Below are 21,942 nucleotides of genomic sequence, written 5' to 3'. Positions count from 1 at the left end.
TGACCAGTCACATCACACGGTGTGACTGGTCACACGCATTCTGCAGACTGCCCCCGCCCGCCGTCAATCCCTCAGAGCATAGGGATATGATAACGCTTTCATCTCGCGTGATACCGATTTCAAGAAAGTTCTTGATAACGGTTTCACGCATGTGTATCGTCCCTCGGGACCGCTATCGACGTCGAGGCGACGACCGCACGACATCAACGACGAGGAGTGACGTGACCGAGCTGGTGACCAGTGGCACGACCGAGCTGCTGACATGGGGAACCCCCGCGCTGGAACTGTCGTTCCACTACGGAGACGACTCTCCCGTGCGCCTCGTCCGCGTGGCCGCCGAGGGCGCCGCCTCGGATGTGTACGGCCTGCCGGCCGTCGAGATCGTGACCGCCGACGTCGGGCACCTCCCGGCATCCGGTCGCCTCGCGCACTCCGAGATCGGCACGCGCCTGCGCTACGACTCCCACCACGCGACGCGGACCGACGCCGGCGAGCAGCTCACGATCGTGCAGACGGCCGGCGACCTTCGCGCCGAGCTCCGCCTCGAGATCCGCGACGGTGCGGCCGCGGTCCGCTCCGTCGTGACCGTCGCGAACGACGGCGCGAGCCCGCTGGTGCTTCGCTCGGCGACCTCATGGTCGGCCGGCTTCACCGACCCCGCCGCCGAAGACGTCCTGGGCGGCTGGGAGGTCATCCACGGTGCGAGCGACTGGCTGGGCGAATCGCGCTGGCAGCGCGAGCCGCTGCGCGGGCCCCGCTTCCCCCAGCTCGCCGAGCACCTCACCGGACACAACCCGCGCGGGTCCTTCACCGCGACGTCCACCGGCACGTGGTCGACCGGCGCCGCCATGCCGACCGCTGTCGTCGCCCACGCCGCGCGCGGATTCGCCCTGGCCTGGCAGATCGAGCACAACGGAGCGTGGCGCTGGGAGATCGGCGAGGACACGCTCGGCGGGTACATCGCCCTCGCCGGCCCCACCGACAGCGACGCCGCCTGGACCGAAGTCCTCGCGCCGGGCGCCGGCTTCACCACGGTCCCCGCGACCGTGGCCTTCGGGACCTCCGCCGAAGGCGCCATCGCCGCGCTCACCGACTACCGCCGCGCAGCCCGACGGCCGCACCCCGACAACACCGACATGCCGGTGGTCTTCAACGACTACATGAACACGCTCAACGGCGACCCCACCACCGAGAAGCTGCTGCCGCTCATCGACGCGGCCGCCGAGGTCGGAGCCGACGTCTTCTGCATCGATGCCGGCTGGTACGACGACAGCGGCCACTGGTGGGACTCGGTCGGCGAATGGCTGCCGTCCACCACACGCTTCCCCGGTGGGCTCGGCGAGGTCATCGACGCCATCCGTGACGCCGGCATGGTGCCGGGTCTCTGGCTCGAGCCCGAGGTCGTCGGCGTGCGCAGCCCGATCGCCGACACGCTGCCCGCGGACGCCTTCCTCCAGCGGCACGGCGTCCGGCTGGTGGAGCACCACCGCTACCACCTGGACCTGCGTCACCCGGCGGCGGTCGCGCACCTCGACGGCGTCGTCGACCGCCTGGTCGAGCAGTTCGGTGTGGGCTTCTTCAAATTCGACTACAACATCAACCCGGGCCCGGGCACCGATCTCGACACGGTGAGCGTCGGCGCGGGGCTGCTCGAGCACAACCGGGCTCACCTCGCGTGGCTCGACGGCGTGCTCGAGCGCCACCCGGAGCTGGTGATCGAGAACTGCGCGTCCGGCGCGATGCGCATGGACTTCGCGATGCTCTCCCGCCTGGCGATGCAGTCGACGTCCGACCAGCAGGACTTCGTCAAGTACCCGCCGATCGCGGCATCCGCCCCCATCGCCATGCTCCCCGAGCAGGCGGCGAGCTGGGCCTACCCGCAGCCCGAGATGAACGACGAGGAGCTGTCCTTCTCACTCGTGACGGGCCTCCTCGGCCGCTACTACGTCTCGGGCTACCTCAACCGCATGACCGACGCCCAGCGCGGAATCGTGGCCACCGCGATCCGCACCGCCAAGGAGCTGCGCCCGGCCATCGCCGCCGGACACGCTTTCTGGCCCGCCGGCCTGCCCTCGTGGACGGCGCCCTGGGTGGCGCTGGGCCTCCACGGCCAGGGCGACGACATCCTCTCGCTGTGGCGACGCGGCGCGGAGCGCACGCTGTCGCTCTCGCTGCCCCACCTGCGCGGTCGCGCCGTCGAGGTGACGACCGTCTTCCCCACCGACCTTCCGGAATGGAGCACCGACTGGGACTCCTCCACCGGAACCCTCACCGTACACGCAGGCGATGCGCCCATCGCCGCGCGTACCATCCGCGTCGCCGCACGCCAGACCCGGCTCGCGTAGGCGCCCGCACCAGATCACACTGATCACGAACAAGGAGCAATTCAATGAAGAAGCGAATCCTCGCCGCAGCGGCCCTGACCGCGATCGGCGCGCTCACCCTGGCAGGGTGCTCGGACCCCGGCAGCGGAAGCGGCGGAGAGACCGCGGCCCCCGAGGACTGGCCCGCGCAGGACACCGACCTCAGCGGCGTCAGCCTCACGATCTGGGCCGCGCAGAACTCGAACACCGTCCCCGAGAGCGTCGTGGCCGGCTTCGAGGAGCTCACGGGAGCATCCGTCGAGGTCGTCACGATCCCCGACCCCTACGAGCAGAGCATCCAGACCAAGGTCGCGACCGGCGACAAGCCGGACCTCGCGTTCTGGCAGCCCACCGCGTCGCAGCTGACCGCTCTCAACGCCTCGACCAACCTGCAGTCGCTCGACGGCGCGCCGTGGCTGGACTCGTACAGCCCCGACCTGCGCGACATCACCGGCATCCTGGATGGCACCCGGTACGCGACTCTGATCACCACCCCCGCGGTGGAGGGCGTCTACTACAACAAGCAGGTGTTCGCCGACAACGGCATCACCGAGCTGCCCGGTGACTGGGACGAGTTCCTCGCCGACGCGCGCGACCTCAAGGACGCCGGCGTCACGCCGTTCTTCGACTTCGGCGGCGGCACGCCGTGGGCCACCCAGTGGTGGGTCCAGGTGCAGCTGGCGGATGCCGCGCAGGACGGGCTGTGGGACCGCGTCAACGCCAACGAAGAGACGTTCACCGACCCCACGATCCAGGGCGCGATCGACGAGTACCAGGCGCTGATCGACGAGGGCCTGTTCAACGACAACCTCAAGACGGCGACCTTCGAGGACCAGGGCCCCGCGCTGCTGAACGGCGACGCGGCCATGGTCATCCAGGTGAACTCGTACTTCGGTCTGCTCCAGTCGCTGGCCGACACCGCCGAGCTCGACGAGAAGATCGGGTTCTTCCCGATCTCGCCGTCCGGCAACGTCGGCACGTTCATCCCGGACCAGTCGAACGCCCTCGTGGCCTTCAAGACCGGTGACGCCACGCGCGAAGCCGCTGCCCGCCAGCTGCTGAGCTACTGGCTCGGCGACGGCTACCCCGACTTCGTCGAGGCGCAGTCGACGGTGTCGCTTCAGGACGGCGTGCCCTCGTCGGCCGACGTCCCCCAGGCCCTGCTCGACGTCAGCGCGTCGCTCGGCGGCTCGGTCGGCTCGATGCAGGCCCTCGCGGTGGCCAACCCGGACCTGTACCTGAACCTGGGTGACATGATCCAGGGCACCAAGACCCCGGTCGAGGTGGCCGAGGCCACCCAGGCGCAGTTCGCCGAACTCGCCAAGGCCATCGGTACGCCCGGGTTCTGATCCCGACAGAGTGGGGGTGCCGACCCGAACGGCACCCCCACCCTCCCAGAGAGAGTCATCATGACAACCACACTCGGACTGTCCAAAGGCGCAGCCGACGCCCGAGGGATCAAGGAGTTCCTCCCCTCGGGGAGGGCGAAGAAGGACCACCCGCTGTGGTTCCTGATCCCCGCCCTGATCGTGCTGGTCCTCTTCTTCTTCGTCCCCACGATCTACAACTTCGTCTACGCCTTCACCGACTGGTCGAGCTTCAAGTCCGGCATCAACTTCGTCGGGTTCGACAACTTCGTCTCGCTGTTCTCCAACGGCGCGCTGGTCAACGCCCTCATCGTGACGCTGGTCTACGCGGTGCTCGTCGCCATCTTCCAGAACGTGTTCGGGCTCATCCTCGCGCTGCTGCTCGAGAAGGACACCCGCATCAACCGCATCATCCGCGTCGCGTTCTTCATCCCCGTGATCATGTCGGCTCTCGCCGTCGGCTACATCTTCCAGGCGATGCTCAAGCCCGAGGGCGCGCTCAACGAGATCCTCGGTTTCTTCCTCGGCCGCACGGTCGAGATCGCGTGGCTCGGCAGCACCACCTGGACGATCGTCGTGGTCGCCCTGATCCACGCGTGGAAGTGGATGGGGCTGTCGATGCTCATCTACCTCGCGGGTCTGAAGACGATCAGCGACGACGTCCTCGAAGCGGCGCGCCTCGACGGAGCCGGCTGGTGGACGACGTTCCGCACGATCCGCTTCCCGCTCCTCGCTCCCGCCGTCACCTTCAATGTGGCCACGGCCCTGCTCGGCTCCATGAACGGATTCGACATCGTCCAGGCCACGACGGCCGGCGGCCCCGGCGGGACCACCGAACTCCTGAACATCTTCATCTTCCGCACCTTCGGGCAGGGACTGTTCGCCCAAGCCACCACGATGAGCCTCGTGCTCTTCCTGACGGTCACGCTGCTGGCGTTCCCCGTCATCCGCATCCTGCGCAAGCGAGAGGACGTGCTATGAGCACCGAAACCGCTGTCGCCATCGGCGTCGTCGCTCCGCGCGGCACCGGCCGGGTCCGCCCCCGGCGCCGATTCCGCGACCTCATCCAACCCACGGTGGCGATCCTCACCGCCTTCCTCCTGCTCGGCATCCCGTTCTGGCTGGTGATCATCACCGCCTCCAAGAACCAGGCCGAGGCGTTCAACCCGAACCTGTCGCTGCCCACCGAATGGCAGCTGTGGGACAACCTGGTGACGGTCTTCACCGACGGCGAGATGCTCGCAGCGTTCGGGGGCAGCCTGCTCGTCATGGTCCCCTCGGTGTTCGGCGTGCTCATCCTCGGGTCGATGGCGGCGTGGATCCTCGGGCGCCGCGCCTCCAAGCCGCTCGCCTTCGTCTACGCCCTCGCCATCAGCGGCATCGTGCTGCCGCCGGCGGTCGTCACGATCGTGCTGCTGCTGCGTCAGCTCGGACTCGCCGGCACGGCGGTCGGCATGATCGCGGTGTACATGGGCATGTACCTCTCGACGGTGATCTTCTTCGTCACCGGGTTCGTGCGGACGATCCCCGTCGAGCTCGAGGAGGCGGCCCGCGTCGACGGCGCCTCACCGTTCCGCGTGTTCTGGACGATCATCCTGCCACTGCTCGTCCCGGTGCTCGCGACGGCGACGATCCTCATCTGCCTCTACATCTGGAACGACGTGTTCTACGCGCTGTTCGTGATCGGCGGCCGGCTCGACACGCTGCCCCTGAACCTGTACCAGGTGGCGAGCGCCGGGCTGTACCTGCAGAACTGGCACCTGATCTTCGCGTATATCATCCTCATGAGCCTGCCGCTGCTGATCACCTTCATGATCGCCCAGCGGAAGATCATCTCGGGGATCACCAGCGGCGCCGTCAAGTGAGCACGGAACCAGCCGCGAGGCGGAGCGGACGAATGACGAACGGAACCAAGCCGGCGACGATCGCCGACGTGGCTGCCCGGGCTGGAGTCTCGGTGCCGACGGTCTCGCGCGTCCTCACCGGCGCGGCTCGGGTGAGCCCCGCCAAGCGCGAGCTGGTCGAGGCCGCGATCGCCGAACTCCACTACCGCCCCAGCGCGGCCGCGCGCGTCCTCGTGTCGCGCAAGGCGCAGGTGATCGCCGTCATCGCCGGCGATACGTCCCGCTACGGGTACGCGGAGGCGATCCGCGGGATCGAGGAGGACGCCCGCGCGGCCGGCTACACCGTCATGATCACGGTGGTCGAGACCGCCGACGACGACGAGGTCGATCGCGCCATCTCGGCGACGCTGACGCAGCCGCTCGCGGGCGCGGTCGTGCTGAAATTCGACGCACCCGGTGTCGCGGCGCTGTCCCGGCTTCCCGCAGACGTCCCGGTCGTCGCGCTCTCGGGTGTCCGCGACACCGCGGTCCCGCAGGCCGTGCTGGATGAGACGCGCGCCGCCGAGGAGCTCACGGACTACCTGCTGGGGCTCGGCCACCCGACCGTCCACCACGTCCGCATCCCCCCGTCGCGCCGCGAGGACGGACGGACGACGGGGTGGCGTCGGGCCCTGCGCAAGGCGGATGCCGCCATCCCGCCGACCTTCGACTCGACCTGGGACCCGCGCGACGCCGTCGACGTCGGAACGCAGATCGCGAAGGATCCCGCCGTCACGGCCGTGTTCTGCGGGAACGACGAGATCGCGATGGGCGTCATCCGCGGCATCGCCGATGCGGGGCTGCGGGTGCCCGAGGACGTCTCGGTCGTCGGCTTCGACAATCACCCGCTCTCGGGTCTGTGGTCCCCGCCGCTCACCACCGCGGAGCAGGACTTCGCCGGGCTCGGACGTCGGGGCCTGCAGCTCCTCTTGAAGGAGATCGACGGCGAGGAGAGCAAGCGGTACTCGTCCGAGCGCCCGCCGTTGGTGATCCGGTCGTCGGCGGCAGCGCCGAATCCTCAGCGCGTCAGCGCTGCGGCATCCGGCCACGTCGCCGAGAGCGCCTGACCGGCCGCTGCGCCCGCCGCACGCGGAAGTCAGGCGGGGGCCTGCAGCACGAGCGCGCGCGAACTCACGCCCCACGTGGTGATGACCGTGTCGAGGCGCCGTCGGTAGGTCGATGGCAGGTGCGGCTCGAGGTCGACGGGCCGGCACCCGCCGGTGACGTGCGGATCGATCCGCCAGGCACCGTTCCACATCGCCGAGACGGCGCGCGAGACGCCGCGCGCTCCGTGCGTCAGGCTCGCGACGGCGATCAGCCTGCCAGGGCGCAGAACGCGGTCGGCCTCGGCGAAGAAGGCATCGGTCGCCTCGGGTGAGTACAGATCGAGCACGTACACGGCGAGCACGCGGTCCACGCTGTGGTCCGCGATCGGCCACGGAGAGCGCCCGTCGACGAGCCGGACCTCGGCGCGATCCGCGAACGGCTCGACCGCCCGGCGCGTCCGCTCCACCATGGCGGGGCTGACGTCGAGGCCCAGATACGTGGCGGCGGCGGGCAGCCGGTCGCCGAGCAGGGATGCCGCGAGCGATCCCGTGCCGCATCCGATCTCGACGACGCCCCGGGCAGAGCCGAGCTCGGCGGCGTCGAGCATGACGCCCATCGCCTCACGCTCGTAGAAGCCTCCCAGGTCCTGCCACCGCCCGATGCGGTCGTACACCCGGGCGGCCTGCTCGGGTTCGAGGTAGCGGTGACGGCGGGACACGCCCTCACCGTACGCCGAACGCCCCGGGACTTCCGGCTCGTCAGCGCGAAGGTCGCCGGCATCCTGGGCAACGCGCGAACGCGCGAACGCGCGTGATGGATCCCACCATATGGTCGGACCACTTGTGTGGTCTGACCACAGGGTGTAGTCTGACCACAGACGCTCTCGAGAGGGACCTCCACCCGAGAGAACAAGAGCGGGCGCCCCGCCGGATCGGGACACCTTCACAAGAGGAGTACGACAATGTCGAAGAACTTCGTCGAGATCGAATCGCAGGTCATGGACGGGATGAAGGCCCTCTCGGCCGCGATCCCCGGAACCATCAACGGATTCGCCACCATGCACAAGAAGGCCCTCGCCGACGGCGCCCTCGACGCCGCCACCAAGGAGCTCATGGCCCTCGCGATCGCGATCGCCATCCGCTGCGAAGGCTGCATCGCCTGCCATGTCAAGGACGCCCTCAAGGCCGGCGCCACCCCCGAGCAGGTCAACGAGACCATCGGCGTCGCCATCCTCATGGGCGGCGGCCCCTCCGTCGTCTACGGCGGAGAAGCCCAGACCGCCCTCGCCCAGTTCCAGGCCACCAACGCCACAGAGGCCGCCCTCGTCGGCTGACCCGCACCCGGCAACCGCAAGAGGGGTGTCGCTGCATCTGCAGCGACACCCCTCTTGCGTCCGTTCGGAACCCTACGCGTCGATGACGAGGCGCCTGCTCAGCGCCCGAGAGACGCAGATCATCATCGTGCCGGTGTCCCGTCCGCATAGGACGTCGTCCCGATGGTCGACGTTCCCCTCGATGACACGGGTCTCGCACGTGCCGCAGATCCCTTCCTCGCAGGACCCGAACACATCCCCGCCTGCCTCCTCGGCCACCGCGAGGATGGACTGACCCGGCTGCACCTGAACCGTGACCCCGGTGCGGGCCAGATGCACCTCGAAGGCCTCGTCATCGGGGCGGACGATGTCGGCGCTCTTGTCCGCCGCTGCGGCGAACCGCTCCATATGCCCGTCTCGGTCGTGCATGAGACAGGCCTGCTCGAACTGCTCCATCATCCCGGCCGGGCCACAGCAGTACAGCCCTGCGTCGGTGGGGGCGCCGGCGATGACGGCATCCAGATCGAGTCGCGCCCCCTCCTCGCGGGCATACAGGGCGATACGCGGACCGTGCTGATCGACGAGCGCGTCGGCGTACGCCATCGACGAGATCGAGCGGCCCGCATAGTGCAGTACCCACGGGGCGCCGGACGCCTCGGCGTGCGCGATCATCGGCAGCAATGGCGCGATGCCGATGCCGCCGGCGACGAACACGTAGTGATCAGCGGCATCCAGCGGGAAGTGATTGCGGATGGCGAGGATGCGCACCGAAGTGCCGACGGCCAGGTCATGGACGGCGCGCGATCCGCCGCGGCTCTCCTGCTCACGAAGCACCGCGATGCGCAGACGTCGCCGGTCATCGGGGTCTCCGCACAGCGAGTACTGGCGGATGATGCCGCCCGGGAGCTCGATGTCCAGGTGCGCGCCCGGCTCCCACTGGGGAAGATCGTCGGCCGTCGTTCTGATCGTGACCGCCACGACCTCGTCGGCGACACGGACGCTGTCCTCGACGACGGCTGCCAGGTCGAGGCGGGCGGGGATGATTGCCTCGATCGTCATCGCGCAGCCTGCACGTCCGACCGCACGGCCTGGAGGAAAGGCGTCGCCCACACCCGGTCCGGCGGCACCATCGAGCTCTCAGAGGCGAGTTCGGCGAGGATCCTGCGGTACTCCACCGTCATCCGGTCGGTGCGCGTGTGCATCTCGGTCTGGATCTCGAGGGGGAACTCCGGACGGATCGACTGCAGCAGATTCAGATCCTCATCCTGGATCTGGCGGTCGAGCGCGACGATGCCCGCCTGCTTCTCCGCATCCGGGTCGTCGTTGCGCGCGATGAACTGGCAGAAGAGCGTGTTCTCGTCGTCGATCGGCGTGGCGACCTTCATCAGAACGTGGTTGACGCCGTTCTCGTATTCCATGCGGTCGCGGAAGACGAACGGCTGGATGAGTTCGGAGTTCGTCACACGCTCGGTGTACTCGCCCTCCAGGCCGATGTTCTTGCGCAGGGCGTCGGTGACGCGCGCGCGATACGTGACCCGCGAGGTGAGGTGGTGGCCTTCGCGCGTCACCACCATGTTGTTCATCTTCGGCGCCGACGAGTCGCCGATCGTGTTCTTGTGCGTCCAGGCCACGTGCGAGACATCGAGCGCGTTGTCGATGATGCGCGGCGCCGATGCGTTCCAGGTCTCGAGGATCTCGAAGATGACCGTGTATGAGGGGTCCTCGGCCTCAGGAAGCTCCGGGATGTTCGCGCGTGGCATGCCGGGGCACACCCAGACGAACCCGTACTTCTCCTGGACGAGGACCGACAGCGCGCGGGCGCGCGGCGGAATCGGCTTGTCGTCATCGTTCTGCGGGATGCGGGTGCAGGCGCCGGTCGGGTCGAACGACCACCCGTGGTAGGGGCACACGATGTCACCGTTCTCGACCCAGCCCTGCGAGAGGCGTGATCCGCGGTGGGGGCACTCGTCGAGTGCGGCGCCGACGAGTCCCTTGCGGCCTCGCCAGATGACGTAGTCGTCGCCCAGGAGTCGCACCCGGGCGGGCTTCGTGGTGATGTCGGCCGAATAGGCCACGATATACCAGAACTCTTTGAGAGCGGGAACCTGGCTGACGAGCATCGGTCTCTGCCTTTCCTGTTCGTTCTTATTCGGTGTCGCCGCTCGGGAGGCGGCTGGGTTCGTGAATGGGGAGAGGGGCGAGGCGAGCGGCCCAGTCATGCGCCTCGCCGGTCCTCCGGGCGGCGGTCACGATCGGGAACACCTCCGTGCTGTGGTCGCCGACTGCGCGCACCGCATATCGCAGCGCCCCGCGGTCGTCGTGTCCTGCGCGGATCGCACCGTCGACGACGGACGCGCCGAGCGTGTCATCGAGCGCGGCCACTCCGAGCGCGAGGCGCTCGGAGTGCAGGAAGACGTCGTCCGCGCCGATGGTCGGCAGAGGGTCCGACTCGTCGCCCGCCGCGCCCCACACGAGCCCCCCGGCCACGCTCGTGCGGAGGACCGCCACACTGCCCATCCCGCGCGGGACGAGATTCTCCCCCAGCGCGGGGATCCGGGCGCACGCGCCGGCACGGTCGTACGACCACCCGTGGTAGCCGCATTCGAGGACCTCGCCGGACGGGCCGGGTGCGACCTTTCCCGCCGAGAGCGGCACCCGCCGGTGCGGGCAGACGTCGTAGAGCGCCGCGATCTCTCCGTCGAGGCGCACGAGCGCCCACGGCAGACCCGCCGCCGTCACCGGAACCGGGATCGGAGCAGCGCGATCGACCTCCGCCGCGTGCACCAGCGGGATCCATCCACCCCCTCCGTGCCCGATCCCCTCGACCGCGGCCTGCACCGGGAAGCTCATGCGGGCACCTCCTCTCGTGCGCCCGCCTGGGCGAGACCGCATTCCTCGAGGAAGTCGAGCATCGTCCGGCGCATCTCGACGCTTGCGCGATCGGCCCGTGTGTGGAACTCCGCACGCACCGTCAAGCACAGGCGAGGGTCGGGCATGCGCGAGACGATCGTGAGGTCCTCGTCGAGGACGCGACGGGAGAACGTCACCTGCTCGTCGAGTCCGGGGTCGGTCCGCGGGACGATGACGGTGACATACACGCGGGTCGACGCCGCCGATTCGGGCTGGCACACGATCGTCGCGGCGGCGCGCTCGCCGTCACCCGGGAAGTACATCTGCAGATGGCAGATGTACGGCGGCCAGTACGTGTACGTCGCGATCCGGCGCTCGCCCAAGCCGCCTTCGCTGTTGCGCCGTCCCTCCTGGATGATCGTGTCGTGCTCGAGTTGCACGAAGTCGCCTCGGGCGGTGATGCGGTACCCGTCGTCCGTCACGGGTCGGGATCGCCCGAAGGACTGCCGGTGCAGATACGAGAAATGCGTCACGTCGAGGAAGTTGTCGATGACGATGCCGGCCGCCACGTGCGTCTGACGGGTGAGCACGTCGGACTGATACGCGTCGTCGAACCACTCGGGGTAATCCGGGATCGGCGCGATGGGCGGCTCCAGCGCCGCCCACACGAGTCCGTACCGTTCGGCGACGTCAGCCGCTGTGTCGTCGAGGATGACGATCGGATCGGCGGCGTCCGCCGATGTGCCGTGGCCGGGCCACATCCGGCTACCGGCGCGCCGCACACAGACCGTCTGGCCGAGCAGCGTCGCGGTCCAGGGTTCCTCCCCGATGTCCTGCGCGCGCCCGATCGGATGCCAGGCACGGCGCAGGCGCGGATCGTCGTTGTCGAGCAGGATCGGCGTATTGTCCGCCACGAGTCGCCTCCCAGATACTTCGCGCCTTTAGTATTCGGATACTTAAGGCCTTCAGCGTTTAAGGTAGGACGCACCTGTTACACCGGTGTTTCGATCTGTCGCGAACCCCGTGAAGATGGAGGAGACGACGTGAACGAACCCGACACGGGTCGACCCGACGAAGGCGACCAGACCGCGGATCGGGACTTCCGGGAGGCACTTCGCTCACACTCCGCCGGGCGCAGTCTCGGCTTCATGCTGTGGCACACCACGCTGCGCTGGCAGCGCGGTGTCGATGCGGCCCTCGCGCCGTTCTCGCTCACACACGGGCAGGCGCTGCTGCTGACCTCGGCGTGGTGGCTCGCCCGCGCCGGAGGGGTGCCGAACCAGCGTCAGGTCGCCGACCACGCCGGCGTCGGCGAGGTGATGGCGTCGCAGATCATCAAGGTCCTCGAACGCAACGGACTCATCGAACGGACCACGCACCCCGACGATCCGCGTGGGAAGGCCCTGTCGGTCACCGATCGCGGTCGCGAGGTCGCCGAGCACGCGGTGGTCGCGCTCGATGGGTGGGACGCCCAGTTCTTCGCCTCTGTGGACGAGCCGCAGACCGTCCTGGCGGCACTGCAGCGGCTCGCCGGCCGGGCACCCCAGTCCTCCTGACCAGCTCCTCAGGCGGCTTGTGCGAGCCAGGCGTCGATTCCGGTCAGACCTCGCGCGACCACGTCAGCCGGTGCCGCCGATGCCTGGAGCGAGGTCCGCGCGAACTGCGCCAGCGCCTGGTCGTCGAAGCCGAATGCGGCGCGGCAGAGCTCGTACTCGCTGAGCACATCGCACCCGAAGCTGACGGGGTCGTCGGCGTTGATGCTGATCCGCAGACCCGCGGCGACGAGCTGAGGCAGGGGGTGCTCGGCGAGCGAGGGCACCGACCCGAGCACGACGTTCGATGTGGGGCAGACATCCAGACATACTCCCCGCGCGCGCACGAGGTCGACGACTGCAGGATCCTCGATGACGCGGATGCCGTGCTGGATGCGGTGAGCACCGAGGTCCTCGATGCTGCGCCGGACGGAGTCCGCGCCCGCCAGCTCCCCCGCGTGGGGCACTCGGAGCAGGCCGGACCCGTTGATCTCGCCGAATGCGTCCCGGAAGGCTTCGGCGGGGAATCGGGACTCGTCGTTGTGCAGTCCCAGCGCGACGACGCCTCGCCCTTCCCAGCGCCGCGCGATGCGCGCCTGCTCGAGCGCCTGCTCGACCGGCTCGTTGCGATTGATCGCCAGGAGCCACCCGATGCCGACGCCGGTGGCGACGGTCGCGTCGCGCCCCGCGTCGACGAGGAGCTCGAGAGTCGCCTCATCGGGGCCGATGAAGCGACGGTGCAACGGCAGCCACACCGCGGGCTCGATCCACACGCATCCGTGCGCGGCGGCGTCCTCAGCCATTTCGTGGACCATGCGCCGAAGCTGGTCCGGTGTCCGCATGACATCGATGGCCGCCTGGCACAGCTCATCGAACTCGATGAAGGATCGGAAGTCGGTCATGCGCGGGGTCGGCCGCCCGAGCTCCTCGGCGAACTCGTCGAGGGTGCTCTGCCGCACGGTCTCTTCGAAGTGGACGTGCAGGTGGGCCTTCGGGAGTCGAGCCAGCGCTCGGATGTGTTCATGCACGGGCGAACTCCTTCCCTACCGCCGCCGGAGCGGTGCCCCGCCCGACGAACGTCGCGAGCGCGATGAGCGCCAGGACGTACGGCATCGCCTGCAGGAGCTCATGAGGGATGTCGGGCGCGACGATCTGCGAGCGCAGCGCGATGGCCTCTGCGAAGCCGAACACGACGCAGGCGGCCACGCCGGGCCAGACGCGCCACTTGCCGAACACGAGCGCCGCGAGGGCGAGGTATCCGCGACCCTGTGTCATGTTGGCCTGGAAGGCATCCAAGACGACGATCGACAGGTACGCTCCGCCGAGCGCCGCGAAGACGCCCGAGAAGGTGACCGCGAACAGGCGCGTGCGCACCACGTCGATGCCGGCGGAGTCGGCGGCCTCGGCGGATTCTCCGCATGCCCGGACGCGCAGCCCGAGGTCGGTGTGGAAGAGCACCCACCACACACCGACGACGAGGACGATCGTCCCGTAGTCGACGAGCGAGAGCTCGCCGAAGAGCGGCCCGACGACCGGGAGCGCCGAAAGTCCGGGAATCTCGATCGATGGGATCTTCGCCACCCCCGGCGAGATCCCGTCGACACCCCAGATGATGGGAACGAGCGCAGCGGTCAAGCCCGCGCCCACGAGGTTGATGGCGGTGGACGCGACGACCTGGTTTCCGCGCAGCGTGACGGTGAGGAAGGCCAGGAGTCCGCCGGAGACCACTCCGGAGACTCCGGCGGCGAGAAGGCCGAGCCAGGCGTTCCCGATGAGGAACGAGAACACCACCGCCGTGAGCGCTCCACCGAGCATCATGCCCTCGAGCCCGATGTTCATCACCCCGCTGCGCTCGCTGATCAACCCGCCGAGCAGGGGAAGGATGATCGGAACGGCGAGGTGGATCGCGGCGATCACCAGCGAGATCGTGAAGATGCTCATCGGTTCGACTCCATCTCGGCGAGACTGCGCGACATCTCTTCGTTCTCGTCCGCGAGCGGCGGCGGCAGAGCGGTGTCGATCGCATGATCGAGTTCGCCGCCTCGTGCGGGCCGACGTGCACGCCAGGCGCGCAGCAGACGGAGGACTGCCGGCTGCGCGGCGACGAAGGCGACGACCAGTCCTGAGATGACGCCGACCATCTCGCGACTCATCCCCGCCTGTGCCTGCAGGTACACCGCGCCGGAGTCGAGCGTGCCGAAGAACAGCGCCGCGACGGCGATGCCGATCGGCGCCAGCGCGCCGAGGAGCGCGACCGCGATCGCGTCGAATCCGTACCCGGGCGAGAACGCGTCGTAGTAGCGCCCGAACAGCCCGAGCACCTGAACCGCGCCCGCGATCCCCGCGAGACCCCCGGACAGCAGCATCGCGCGCACGACCGTCCCGGCGACGGAGACCCCCGCGCTCTCAGCGGCGGAGCGATTCGCGCCCGTCAGCCGGAGCCCGAAGCCGAACGGGGTGCGATGCAGGACCCAGGCGAATGCGACGACGAGGATGATCGCGATGATGAGTCCCGCGTGCAGGCGCGTGCCGGGCATCACGACCGGAAGTCGCGCCTCGTCGATGATCTTCTCGGTGGCGGACGGCTGCGTCTCGGACACGAAGGGTCCGCTGGGAGACACCAGGAAGGTGGACAGGCTGAACGCGACGTAGTTCATCATGATGGTCGTCACGACCTCGTGCACACCGCGGAAAGCCTTCAGCAGCGCCGGCACGAGCGCCCACAGGGCGCCGGCCGCGGCACCGCCCAGCATGCACACGACGAGTAGAGCGGTCCCCGGCAGTGGGAGCGTCGCGCCGATGATCCCCGCGGCCAGGGCGCCGACGACCAACTGCCCCTCCACACCGATGTTGAACAGGCCCGCGTGGAAGGCGAGCGCGACCGCGAGGCCGGAGATCAGCAGCGGCGTCGACTGGACCAGCGTTTCGGCGATCGCTGCGGGCGACCCCCAACTGCCGACGACGAGCGCCTCGAGCGCAAGATCGCCGTCGGCTCCCGACAGGTAGATGAGAGGGAGCGACACGAGCAGCGCGACCCCGACCGTGATCGCGAATGAGGCCGTCTTCGCGGCGATCGTTCCCGAGGAGGCTCCGGCCCGGGCGAGGAACTCCGCGCGCCAGTCGCCGGACCCGAGTCGGTTCCCCGTCGTGATCTCGCGGAGCAGGTGCTCGTCCATGCGCACGTTGTGGTGGCTCCGGGGCTTGGTCGCTCTCATGCGGCATCCTCCTGCGATCGGGCACCCGACATCCACTCACCGAGCTGCTGCTGGTCGGCCTCGTCGATGCCCACTTCGCCCACGATGCGGCCCTGGCGGATCACGACGATGCGGTCGGCGATCTCGAACACCTCGGCGAGGTCGAGGCTGAGCAGGAGGACGGCCGCGCCACCCTCGCGCAGTCGCAGGAGCGACTCGTGCACCGCCGTCGTGGAGGCGATGTCGAGTCCGCGCGTGGGCTGGGCTGCGATCATCAACCGCGGTGCTCGAGCGAGTTCTCGGCCCACCACCAGCTTCTGCTGATTCCCGCCGGACAGGCTGGCGATCGGCACGTCCGGTCCCGCGGCTCTCACACGCTGGTCGCGGATCAGAGCAGCCGCGAAGCGGCGGCGCCGACGATGCGAGAGCCACAGCGCGCTGGCCGCGAACGGCTCACCCGTGGTGAATCCGATGGACGCGTTGTCGATGAGCGAGAGCTCGTCGGCCACGGCCCGCTCGTGCCGATCCTCCGGGATGTGCGCAATCCCGGCTCCGAAGCGGCGGCGGGTCGTCGAACGCGTGATGTCGACTCCGTCGAGCTCGACGATCCCGCCGGTCGGCCGAGCGAGCCCGGTGAGCAGATCGACGAGCGTGCCCTGGCCGTTGCCCTCGACACCGACCACGGCGAGGATCTCTCCCCCGTGCACGTCGATGTCGATCGGCCCGAACCGCTCGCCCAGGGTCAGGCCGCGCACGCGCAGCGCCGCGGGAAGCCCCAGCGTGGTTCGCTCGGGCACGCTCGGCCGGGGCCTGCCGATCATGAGCTGGACGAGGTCGGCTTCGAACGCCGCACGCCCAGCGGCGCGGTCGTCCTCCGCGATCTCGCGCGAGCCGACGCGCCGACCGTCGCGAAGGACCGTGACCGCATCGCACAGCCGCATGATCTCGGGCAGTTTGTGGCTGATGAGGATGACGGTCGTCCCGTCGGCGCGCAGCCGCTCCAGAAGGCGATACAGCTCCTCAGCCTCGGGCGGCGACAGGGCGGCGGTCGGCTCGTCGAGGACGAGCGTCGTCGCCCCCGCCCACAGGGCCTTGACGATCTCGACCTTCTGCCGCGCTCCGACGGAGAGGTCCTCGCACCGCGCGTCGGGGTCGAGCCCGAAGTCGAAGCGATCTGAGAGCTCACGTGTGCGCTCGCGCGCGGCCGCGAGGTCGAGGCGGCCGACGCTCCGGCGCCAGCGGCCGCCGGGGCCTCTCCCGAGAATGAGGTTCTCGGCCACGGTGAAACGACCGATGAGACTGAAGTGCTGCTGCACCATGCCGATCCCGCGGGACAGAGCATCGGCGGACGAGCGCAATTCCACGCGCACCCCTCCGATTTCGATGGTCCCGTCGTCGGGTCGCACCATGCCGAAGAGCACCTTCATGAGCGTCGACTTCCCGGCGCCGTTCTCCCCGAGCACGCCGTGGATCGAGCCGGCAAGGACCGTGAGATCGATGTTCTCGTTGGCGGCGACGGCGCCGAAGCGCTTGGTGATTCCGGTGAGCCGGATGGCGGGATCGGTCATGGGATCTCTCTCTGCAGAGGCCGGAGGGGGCCGCGACGGCGACCCCCTCCGGCTCTTCGGGTCAGAGCGTCGGGGCGCTGAAGCCCTCGAGCTCCTCGGGAGTGGCCGGCGGCACGAGCGAGCCGTCCGTGATCATCGCGGTGGCGGCGTCGACCTTGTCCAGGATGTCGGACGAGATGTCGTCCAGGTTCTCCTGGCAGAGGCCCACCGCTCCATCAGCGAGGCCGAGCTGCACGGTGCCGCCCTCGAAGGTGCCGTCGACGGCGGCGGTGTTCTCCCGAAGGACCGTGCCGGCGACGTCCTTGACGGCCGAAGTGAGGAAGTTCTCGGGCGCGAGGGCGATCTTGCAGGTGTCGGTGCTGACCACCCAGTTGCCCGAGCCGAGCTCCTCCGCGGCGTCGAACACGCCGATTCCGCTGCCGCCGGCGACCTCCATGACGATGTCGGCGCCCTGATCGTAGAATCCGAGCGCGAGCTCCTTGCCCTTCGCGGAGTCGCCGAAGCTGCCGACGTATGCCGGCGTGACGACCGCATCCGGGTTGACGGCGGCGACCCCCGCGACGAAGCCGGAGTAGAAGCGCAGCACGGCGGGGATCTCCATGCCGCCGACGAAGCCGATCTCGTCCGTCTCGGTGGTCAGCCCCGCGACGATTCCGGTGAGGAAGGACGCCTCCTGCTCCTTGTAGAGAACTCCCGCGACGTTCGCGAGCGGCTCTCCGTCGGCATCGAGCGCCTCGGAGTCGATGATCGTGAACAGCGAGTCGGGGTTCGCTTGGGCGACCTCCACGATCGCGTCGGCGAGCAGGTATCCCACGGCGGTCGTGACGGTCGAACCCGTCGTGACCGCCTGCTGCAGGTTGGTGACGTACTGCGACTGGTCGGACGACTGCAGCACCTGAGCCTTCCCGCCGAGTTCTTCGGCACTCTGGTCGATGCCGAGCTTCGCGAGGTCGTTGAAGCCCTGATCGCCCAGTCCCGCCTGGTCGGTGACCATCGTCCACACGTAGTCGGTGGTCGAGGCGTCGTCGGCGGTGTCGCCGGCGGTCACCGCGCTGGAAGCGCAGGACGTGAGGGCGAGTGCGCCGGCGGCAAGCAGGCTCAGCGCGGCGAGGGCAGTGTGGCGCGATCGGGCGCGCCGGGTGTTCATGGTCACGGATGCTCCTTCGGGTCGTTCGGGGAACCGGAGTTGAGGATGAGGTGGTGCGATGAGGTGGTGCGGGTAGCGCTGACGGACGGCATCATTGACCCGCCCATCCCGTGAACGCGCCGAGCCGGGATCCAGCCCGGGGCTCGCGCGCACGTTCCATGGCGATCGCGACCGCGTCGTCGGGATCGGAGACGAAGCTCAGAGGGGTGACCTTGCGATCGTCGAGCCACTCGCCGTCGGTGACGGCGTCGCGCAGGCGATCCGCCCAGCCGGTCGTGCCCTCGACGACGACGACCGGCACACCGGAGTCGTAGGCGATGGTCACCTCGTTGAGCGTGCCGACGCCGCCGCCGACCATGACGATCGCATCGCAGCAGCGCGCGGTCAGCACATTCCGCATGGTTCCCATGCCCGTCGGGAAGACGAGCGAGACATAGGGATTGGCCTTCGCGGGGTCAGCGTAGGGCAGGAACCCGATGGTCAGCCCCCCGGCCTCGAACGCGCCCTTGCACGCCGCTTCCATGACGCCGCCCGTACCGCCTGAGACGAGCGCCGCCCCGGATGCGGCCACACCGCGTCCGACGCGTTCGGCCGCTTCCAGCACGTGGGCAGGAAGGTACTCCCCCTCGCGCCAGCTCCGTCCGATGACACCGATCTTGATCACTGGATGCCTCCTTGCAGCACGTCGACGTGGGGGTGCGCCGCGGCCCGGAGCTCGTGCGCCCGGGCCTCGACCTCGCTCGGTGCGACATCGAGCAGGTCGAGCGGATCGGTGACGGAGACGGCGAACGACGCCGCAGCCGCCCCGAGCGCCGCAGCGGCGACGATGTCCAGCCCTCGAGCGCGCCCCGCGAGGAAGCCTCCGCAGAACGCGTCCCCGGCACCTGTCGGATCGATGGGCTCGTCAGGGTGGGCGGGAACGAGCCAGCGCTCCGCACCATCGACGATGAGGACGCCATCCGCACCGGCTTTGAGGACGATCGTGCCGGCTCCTGAGTCGCGCAGCCGCACGATGACCGCGTCGATGGTCGCGTCGGGGTCGATGACGTCGAAGTCCGACGTGCTCGGCAGGAAGTAGTCGATGTCACCGACGGTGTGCTCGAGTCGCTCGTAGGGCGCGTCGAGCAGGTCGGAACGCGCCGGGCAATCGGTCTGCAGCGTGCCACGGGCGCCTGAGAGATGCGCGACCATGGCCCGGTGACGGACGAGCGGCAGCAGTGGCAGATGCCAGTGGGCGATCTCGTCGAGCCAGGCATCCGGCACAAGAGCGGGCGTCGGGGCGCCGAGGGCCAGGGTCTCCGGGTCCGTGGTGGTGTCGATGAACTGCGCCCGAGTCGCCGCATCCATGCCTGCGAGCATGTGCGCGGGAACGGGCTGGAGCCGTCCCCCGTCGGGAAGGTGCGCGAACGTCAGGCGAACCGGGTGCGCACGATCGATGCGCGCCACCGCCGACGTATCGATGCCGGCCGACTGCAGCCGCTCGACGACCTCGCCGGGGTAGTCGTCGCCGACCACCGTGACGATCCGGGGCGCGACACCCGAGATGAGCGCCCCCAGGCTCGACCACAGGGCGTTCCCGCCGACCTTGCCGGTCAGGGGCCTGCCGTCGGGAGCGATCACGCTGTCGAAACTGAACGACCCGCAGATCGCGACGGGGGTGGGAGTGCTCATGACTCCCATATTGTTCATTGTTGAGCAATGAACAAAATTGAGCCGAACATGTTTACACGGCGTTTACGTTGGTAATCTTCGTGTCACAAGCCGGAGTCCCGGATAGACAAAGATAGGTCTGAAGAGGAGGTCGTGCATTGTCCGACGAACCAGCGCTCTCGGTGCGCCCCGTCCGCGACCGACGCCCGCTGTCGGTGCAGGTGTACGACCGCCTGGTGGAAGCGCTCCGCGAGAACGGCCACCCGGGCGACCCGATCGCGCCGGAGATCGAGCTCGCCGCCCAGCTCGGCGTGAGCCGCACCGTGCTGCGCGAAGCGCTGCGCCTGCTCGAAGAGGACGGCATCATCGAGCGAGGCGCGGATCCGCGCCGTCGCCAGCTGGCGCACCCGAGCGCCCGGCCACCGGCCTTCAACGCCCCGCTCGAGGAGATGCTCCGCGCGACCGGGCGGATGCGGGTCGACGTCGTCCGGACGGAGCGACTGACCTCGACGAACTGGAGTCGCGTGCTTCTCGAGCTCGACGACGCCGAAGACGAGCTGCTGTGCCGCGAGAGCCTGTTCCACGTCGACGGCGAGCCGGTCGCCTCCGCGGTCGAGTTCGTGCCGACGCGAGAAGGCGCCGTCCCCCTCGCGCTCGTCGACCGGGCCGACGGCGCACCTCAGACTCTGCTCGCCAGCCTCGGCGCCCAGTTCCGGGCGCGGTGCGTCCCGTCACTGTGGCGGATGGGAGCGGCCGGCTCAGCGGGCTCGCGCACGGGGTTCAAGCAGGTGCCGCGCGGGCATCTGACGAGCCTCACGACGGTGCTGAGCAAGAGCGGGAGGCCGGTGTTCCTCGCGAAGTACCTCATCCGGCTGGACGCTGCGGTCCTGGTCGTGGGCGAGGATCCGGACGGACCCGACCCACTCACGCTCGACAGCCTCTAGACCCACCCGCTCGCTATGGCGCTAGCGTGCCGAACGACGCCGCGCGTCCGGCGCGAGCGCCGGGGGTGTCCAGCCTTCGTTGCGTGGGTCGAGGCTCGTCCCGGGCGGGATGATCTCGTCGATCGCATCGAGCACGCCCGGGTCGAGGGTGGTCTCCGCCGCCAGGAGGAGATCGTCGAGCTGATCGACCGTGCGCGGACCGATGAGCACAGAGGAGATTCCGGGATGCTCCTGGGCCCAGCCCAGGGACATCGCCGTGAGGCTCATGCCGGCAGAGTCCGCGACAGCCGCCAGACGCTCCGTCGCGGTCAGCTTGGCTTCGTCGTCCGCCCGCACGAACGGATTGCCGGATGCCGCGCGACTGGATTCGGGTACGGCTACGCCGCGGCGATACTTCCCCGTCAGCCATCCGCCGTTCAAAGGCCCCCACGCGATCACACCCACCCCGTGGGCCTGAGCGGTCGGGAGCGCCGCACGCTCGATGCCGCGCACGAGGATCGAGTACGGCGCCTGTTCGCTCACGAACGGAGCCGCGCCGAGCCGCTGCGCGGCCCACTGGCTCTCCACGAGCATCTCGGCCGGAAAGACCGACGAGCCCGCCCAGCGGATCTTGCCGGACTGACGGAGGCCGTCGAACGCGGCGACCGTCTCGTCGATCGGCGTTCGCGGATCGGGGCGGTGGAGCTGGTAGAGGTCGATGTGATCGGTGTTCAGGCGTCGCAGGCTGTCCTCGACGGCCCGGGTGATCCACCGCGCCGAGCCGCCGGAGCGCTCGGGGTCCGCTCCCATCGGCAGACCGACCTTCGTCGCGAGGACGACTTCGTCGCGACGCGAGCCGAGCAATCGACCGAGAGCCTCCTCGACTGCGCCGTCGCCGTAGACGTCCGCGGTGTCGACGAGGTTGATCCCCGCATCGAGGGCCCGCTCGAGCAGTGCCCGCGCCGAACGGTCGTCGTTGCTGGTCAGCAGTGACATCGTGCCCAGGCCGATGGCGCTGACGGTCGGTCCGGCGGTGCCGAGTGTGCGGAGCTGCATGTGTTGTCCTCGTCCTGCGTGTAACGGCTGCGTAAACAGATCCTGCCCAG

21 protein-coding genes are annotated in these 21,942 nt (G+C 69.2%); 8 read left to right on the top strand and 13 right to left on the bottom strand.

Translation table 11 applies throughout. The features are described 5' to 3' along the window. The first annotated feature begins 221 nt into the window (after positions 1-221). The 5 genes from HD594_RS04405 to HD594_RS04385 are packed head-to-tail and all read left to right on the top strand — an operon-like array spanning position 222 to position 6,680. Positions 222-2,345, top strand: coding sequence for a glycoside hydrolase family 36 protein (locus tag HD594_RS04405; protein WP_271171299.1), 2,124 nt, complete (start codon positions 222-224; stop codon positions 2,343-2,345). Between the two features lie 44 nt (positions 2,346-2,389). Continuing rightward, positions 2,390-3,712, top strand: coding sequence for an ABC transporter substrate-binding protein (locus HD594_RS04400; RefSeq protein ID WP_184749798.1), 1,323 nt, complete (start codon positions 2,390-2,392; stop codon positions 3,710-3,712). A 60-nt stretch (positions 3,713-3,772) separates the two neighbouring features. Beyond that, positions 3,773-4,711 carry a carbohydrate ABC transporter permease gene (locus HD594_RS04395; RefSeq protein WP_184749797.1) on the top strand — a complete coding sequence of 313 codons (939 nt, stop codon included), beginning with the start codon at positions 3,773-3,775 and terminating at the stop codon, positions 4,709-4,711. After that, the gene (locus tag HD594_RS04390; RefSeq protein WP_184749796.1) at positions 4,708-5,595 is read left to right on the top strand and encodes a carbohydrate ABC transporter permease; all 888 of its coding nucleotides are present in this window, start codon (positions 4,708-4,710) and stop codon (positions 5,593-5,595) included. Before HD594_RS04395 ends, HD594_RS04390 begins: the two co-directional genes overlap by 4 nt. Before the next feature lie 32 nt (positions 5,596-5,627). Next, the gene (locus HD594_RS04385) at positions 5,628-6,680 is read left to right on the top strand and encodes a LacI family DNA-binding transcriptional regulator (RefSeq protein ID WP_184749795.1); all 1,053 of its coding nucleotides are present in this window, start codon (positions 5,628-5,630) and stop codon (positions 6,678-6,680) included. A gap of 29 nt (positions 6,681-6,709) precedes the next feature. Here the strand turns inward: HD594_RS04385 and HD594_RS04380 are convergent, their stop codons facing one another. Beyond that, positions 6,710-7,378 carry a class I SAM-dependent methyltransferase gene (locus tag HD594_RS04380; RefSeq protein ID WP_184749794.1) on the bottom strand — a complete coding sequence of 223 codons (669 nt, stop codon included), beginning with the start codon at positions 7,376-7,378 and terminating at the stop codon, positions 6,710-6,712. Between the two features lie 243 nt (positions 7,379-7,621). On the opposite strand from HD594_RS04380, the gene HD594_RS04375 reads away from it, so the two are divergent. Beyond that, positions 7,622-7,993 carry a carboxymuconolactone decarboxylase family protein gene (locus tag HD594_RS04375; RefSeq protein WP_184749793.1) on the top strand — a complete coding sequence of 124 codons (372 nt, stop codon included), beginning with the start codon at positions 7,622-7,624 and terminating at the stop codon, positions 7,991-7,993. A gap of 72 nt (positions 7,994-8,065) precedes the next feature. Here HD594_RS04375 and HD594_RS04370 read toward each other — a convergent pair whose 3' ends face one another. The 4 genes from HD594_RS04370 to HD594_RS04355 are packed head-to-tail and all read right to left on the bottom strand — an operon-like array spanning position 8,066 to position 11,736. Continuing rightward, positions 8,066-9,031: a PDR/VanB family oxidoreductase gene (locus HD594_RS04370; protein ID WP_184749792.1), complete on the bottom strand. Its 966-nt coding sequence runs from the start codon at positions 9,029-9,031 to the stop codon at positions 8,066-8,068. After that, positions 9,028-10,092, bottom strand: a complete 1,065-nt coding sequence (locus HD594_RS04365) for an aromatic ring-hydroxylating dioxygenase subunit alpha (protein WP_184749791.1) — start codon at positions 10,090-10,092, stop codon at positions 9,028-9,030. The genes HD594_RS04370 and HD594_RS04365 overlap by 4 nt, the downstream gene beginning before the upstream one ends. Before the next feature lie 25 nt (positions 10,093-10,117). Further along, complete coding sequence (locus tag HD594_RS04360; protein WP_184749790.1) at positions 10,118-10,822, bottom strand: Rieske 2Fe-2S domain-containing protein; 705 nt, start codon at positions 10,820-10,822, stop codon at positions 10,118-10,120. Next, on the bottom strand, positions 10,819-11,736 hold the full coding sequence (locus HD594_RS04355; RefSeq protein WP_184749789.1) for a hypothetical protein: 918 nt from the start codon (positions 11,734-11,736) through the stop codon (positions 10,819-10,821). The genes HD594_RS04360 and HD594_RS04355 overlap by 4 nt, the downstream gene beginning before the upstream one ends. 129 nt (positions 11,737-11,865) lie before the next feature. Here HD594_RS04355 and HD594_RS04350 point away from each other — a divergent pair, with 129 nt between their 5' ends. Continuing rightward, positions 11,866-12,378 carry a MarR family winged helix-turn-helix transcriptional regulator gene (locus tag HD594_RS04350; protein ID WP_271171298.1) on the top strand — a complete coding sequence of 171 codons (513 nt, stop codon included), beginning with the start codon at positions 11,866-11,868 and terminating at the stop codon, positions 12,376-12,378. An 8-nt stretch (positions 12,379-12,386) separates the two neighbouring features. On the opposite strand, the gene add is transcribed toward HD594_RS04350, so the two are convergent. The 7 genes from add to HD594_RS04315 form a co-directional block, all read right to left on the bottom strand. Further along, a complete protein-coding gene (gene add / locus HD594_RS04345) occupies positions 12,387-13,382 on the bottom strand; it encodes an adenosine deaminase (RefSeq protein ID WP_221446548.1) in 996 nt (331 codons plus the stop codon). Beyond that, entirely contained in the window at positions 13,375-14,295 is a 921-nt protein-coding gene (locus tag HD594_RS04340) for an ABC transporter permease (protein ID WP_184749788.1), read from the bottom strand. The genes add and HD594_RS04340 overlap by 8 nt, the downstream gene beginning before the upstream one ends. Then, positions 14,292-15,569, bottom strand: coding sequence for an ABC transporter permease (locus tag HD594_RS04335; RefSeq protein ID WP_184749787.1), 1,278 nt, complete (start codon positions 15,567-15,569; stop codon positions 14,292-14,294). Before HD594_RS04335 ends, HD594_RS04340 begins: the two co-directional genes overlap by 4 nt. Beyond that, positions 15,566-17,116 carry an ABC transporter ATP-binding protein gene (locus tag HD594_RS04330; protein WP_184749786.1) on the bottom strand — a complete coding sequence of 517 codons (1,551 nt, stop codon included), beginning with the start codon at positions 17,114-17,116 and terminating at the stop codon, positions 15,566-15,568. Before HD594_RS04330 ends, HD594_RS04335 begins: the two co-directional genes overlap by 4 nt. Before the next feature lie 61 nt (positions 17,117-17,177). Next, on the bottom strand, positions 17,178-18,263 hold the full coding sequence (locus tag HD594_RS04325) for a BMP family lipoprotein (protein WP_246414224.1): 1,086 nt from the start codon (positions 18,261-18,263) through the stop codon (positions 17,178-17,180). A gap of 91 nt (positions 18,264-18,354) precedes the next feature. Then, positions 18,355-18,927, bottom strand: coding sequence for a TIGR00725 family protein (locus HD594_RS04320; RefSeq protein WP_184749784.1), 573 nt, complete (start codon positions 18,925-18,927; stop codon positions 18,355-18,357). Beyond that, positions 18,924-19,934 carry a carbohydrate kinase family protein gene (locus HD594_RS04315; protein ID WP_184749783.1) on the bottom strand — a complete coding sequence of 337 codons (1,011 nt, stop codon included), beginning with the start codon at positions 19,932-19,934 and terminating at the stop codon, positions 18,924-18,926. Before HD594_RS04315 ends, HD594_RS04320 begins: the two co-directional genes overlap by 4 nt. 137 nt (positions 19,935-20,071) lie before the next feature. Between HD594_RS04315 and HD594_RS04310 the strand changes: the two genes are divergently transcribed. Then, positions 20,072-20,857 (top strand): GntR family transcriptional regulator, encoded by a 786-nt coding sequence (locus HD594_RS04310; RefSeq protein ID WP_221446547.1) that lies wholly within the window; start codon positions 20,072-20,074, stop codon positions 20,855-20,857. Positions 20,858-20,878: 21 nt separating this feature from the next. On the opposite strand, the gene HD594_RS04305 is transcribed toward HD594_RS04310, so the two are convergent. Then, positions 20,879-21,892 carry an aldo/keto reductase gene (locus HD594_RS04305; RefSeq protein ID WP_184749782.1) on the bottom strand — a complete coding sequence of 338 codons (1,014 nt, stop codon included), beginning with the start codon at positions 21,890-21,892 and terminating at the stop codon, positions 20,879-20,881. Between the last annotated feature and the right edge of the window lie 50 nt (positions 21,893-21,942).

The organism is Microbacterium thalassium, from assembly GCF_014208045.1.
GTDB lineage: Bacteria > Actinomycetota > Actinomycetes > Actinomycetales > Microbacteriaceae > Microbacterium > Microbacterium thalassium.
Note: the sequence above shows the minus strand (reverse complement) of the source record. Positions and strands in the feature narration are given on the sequence as shown.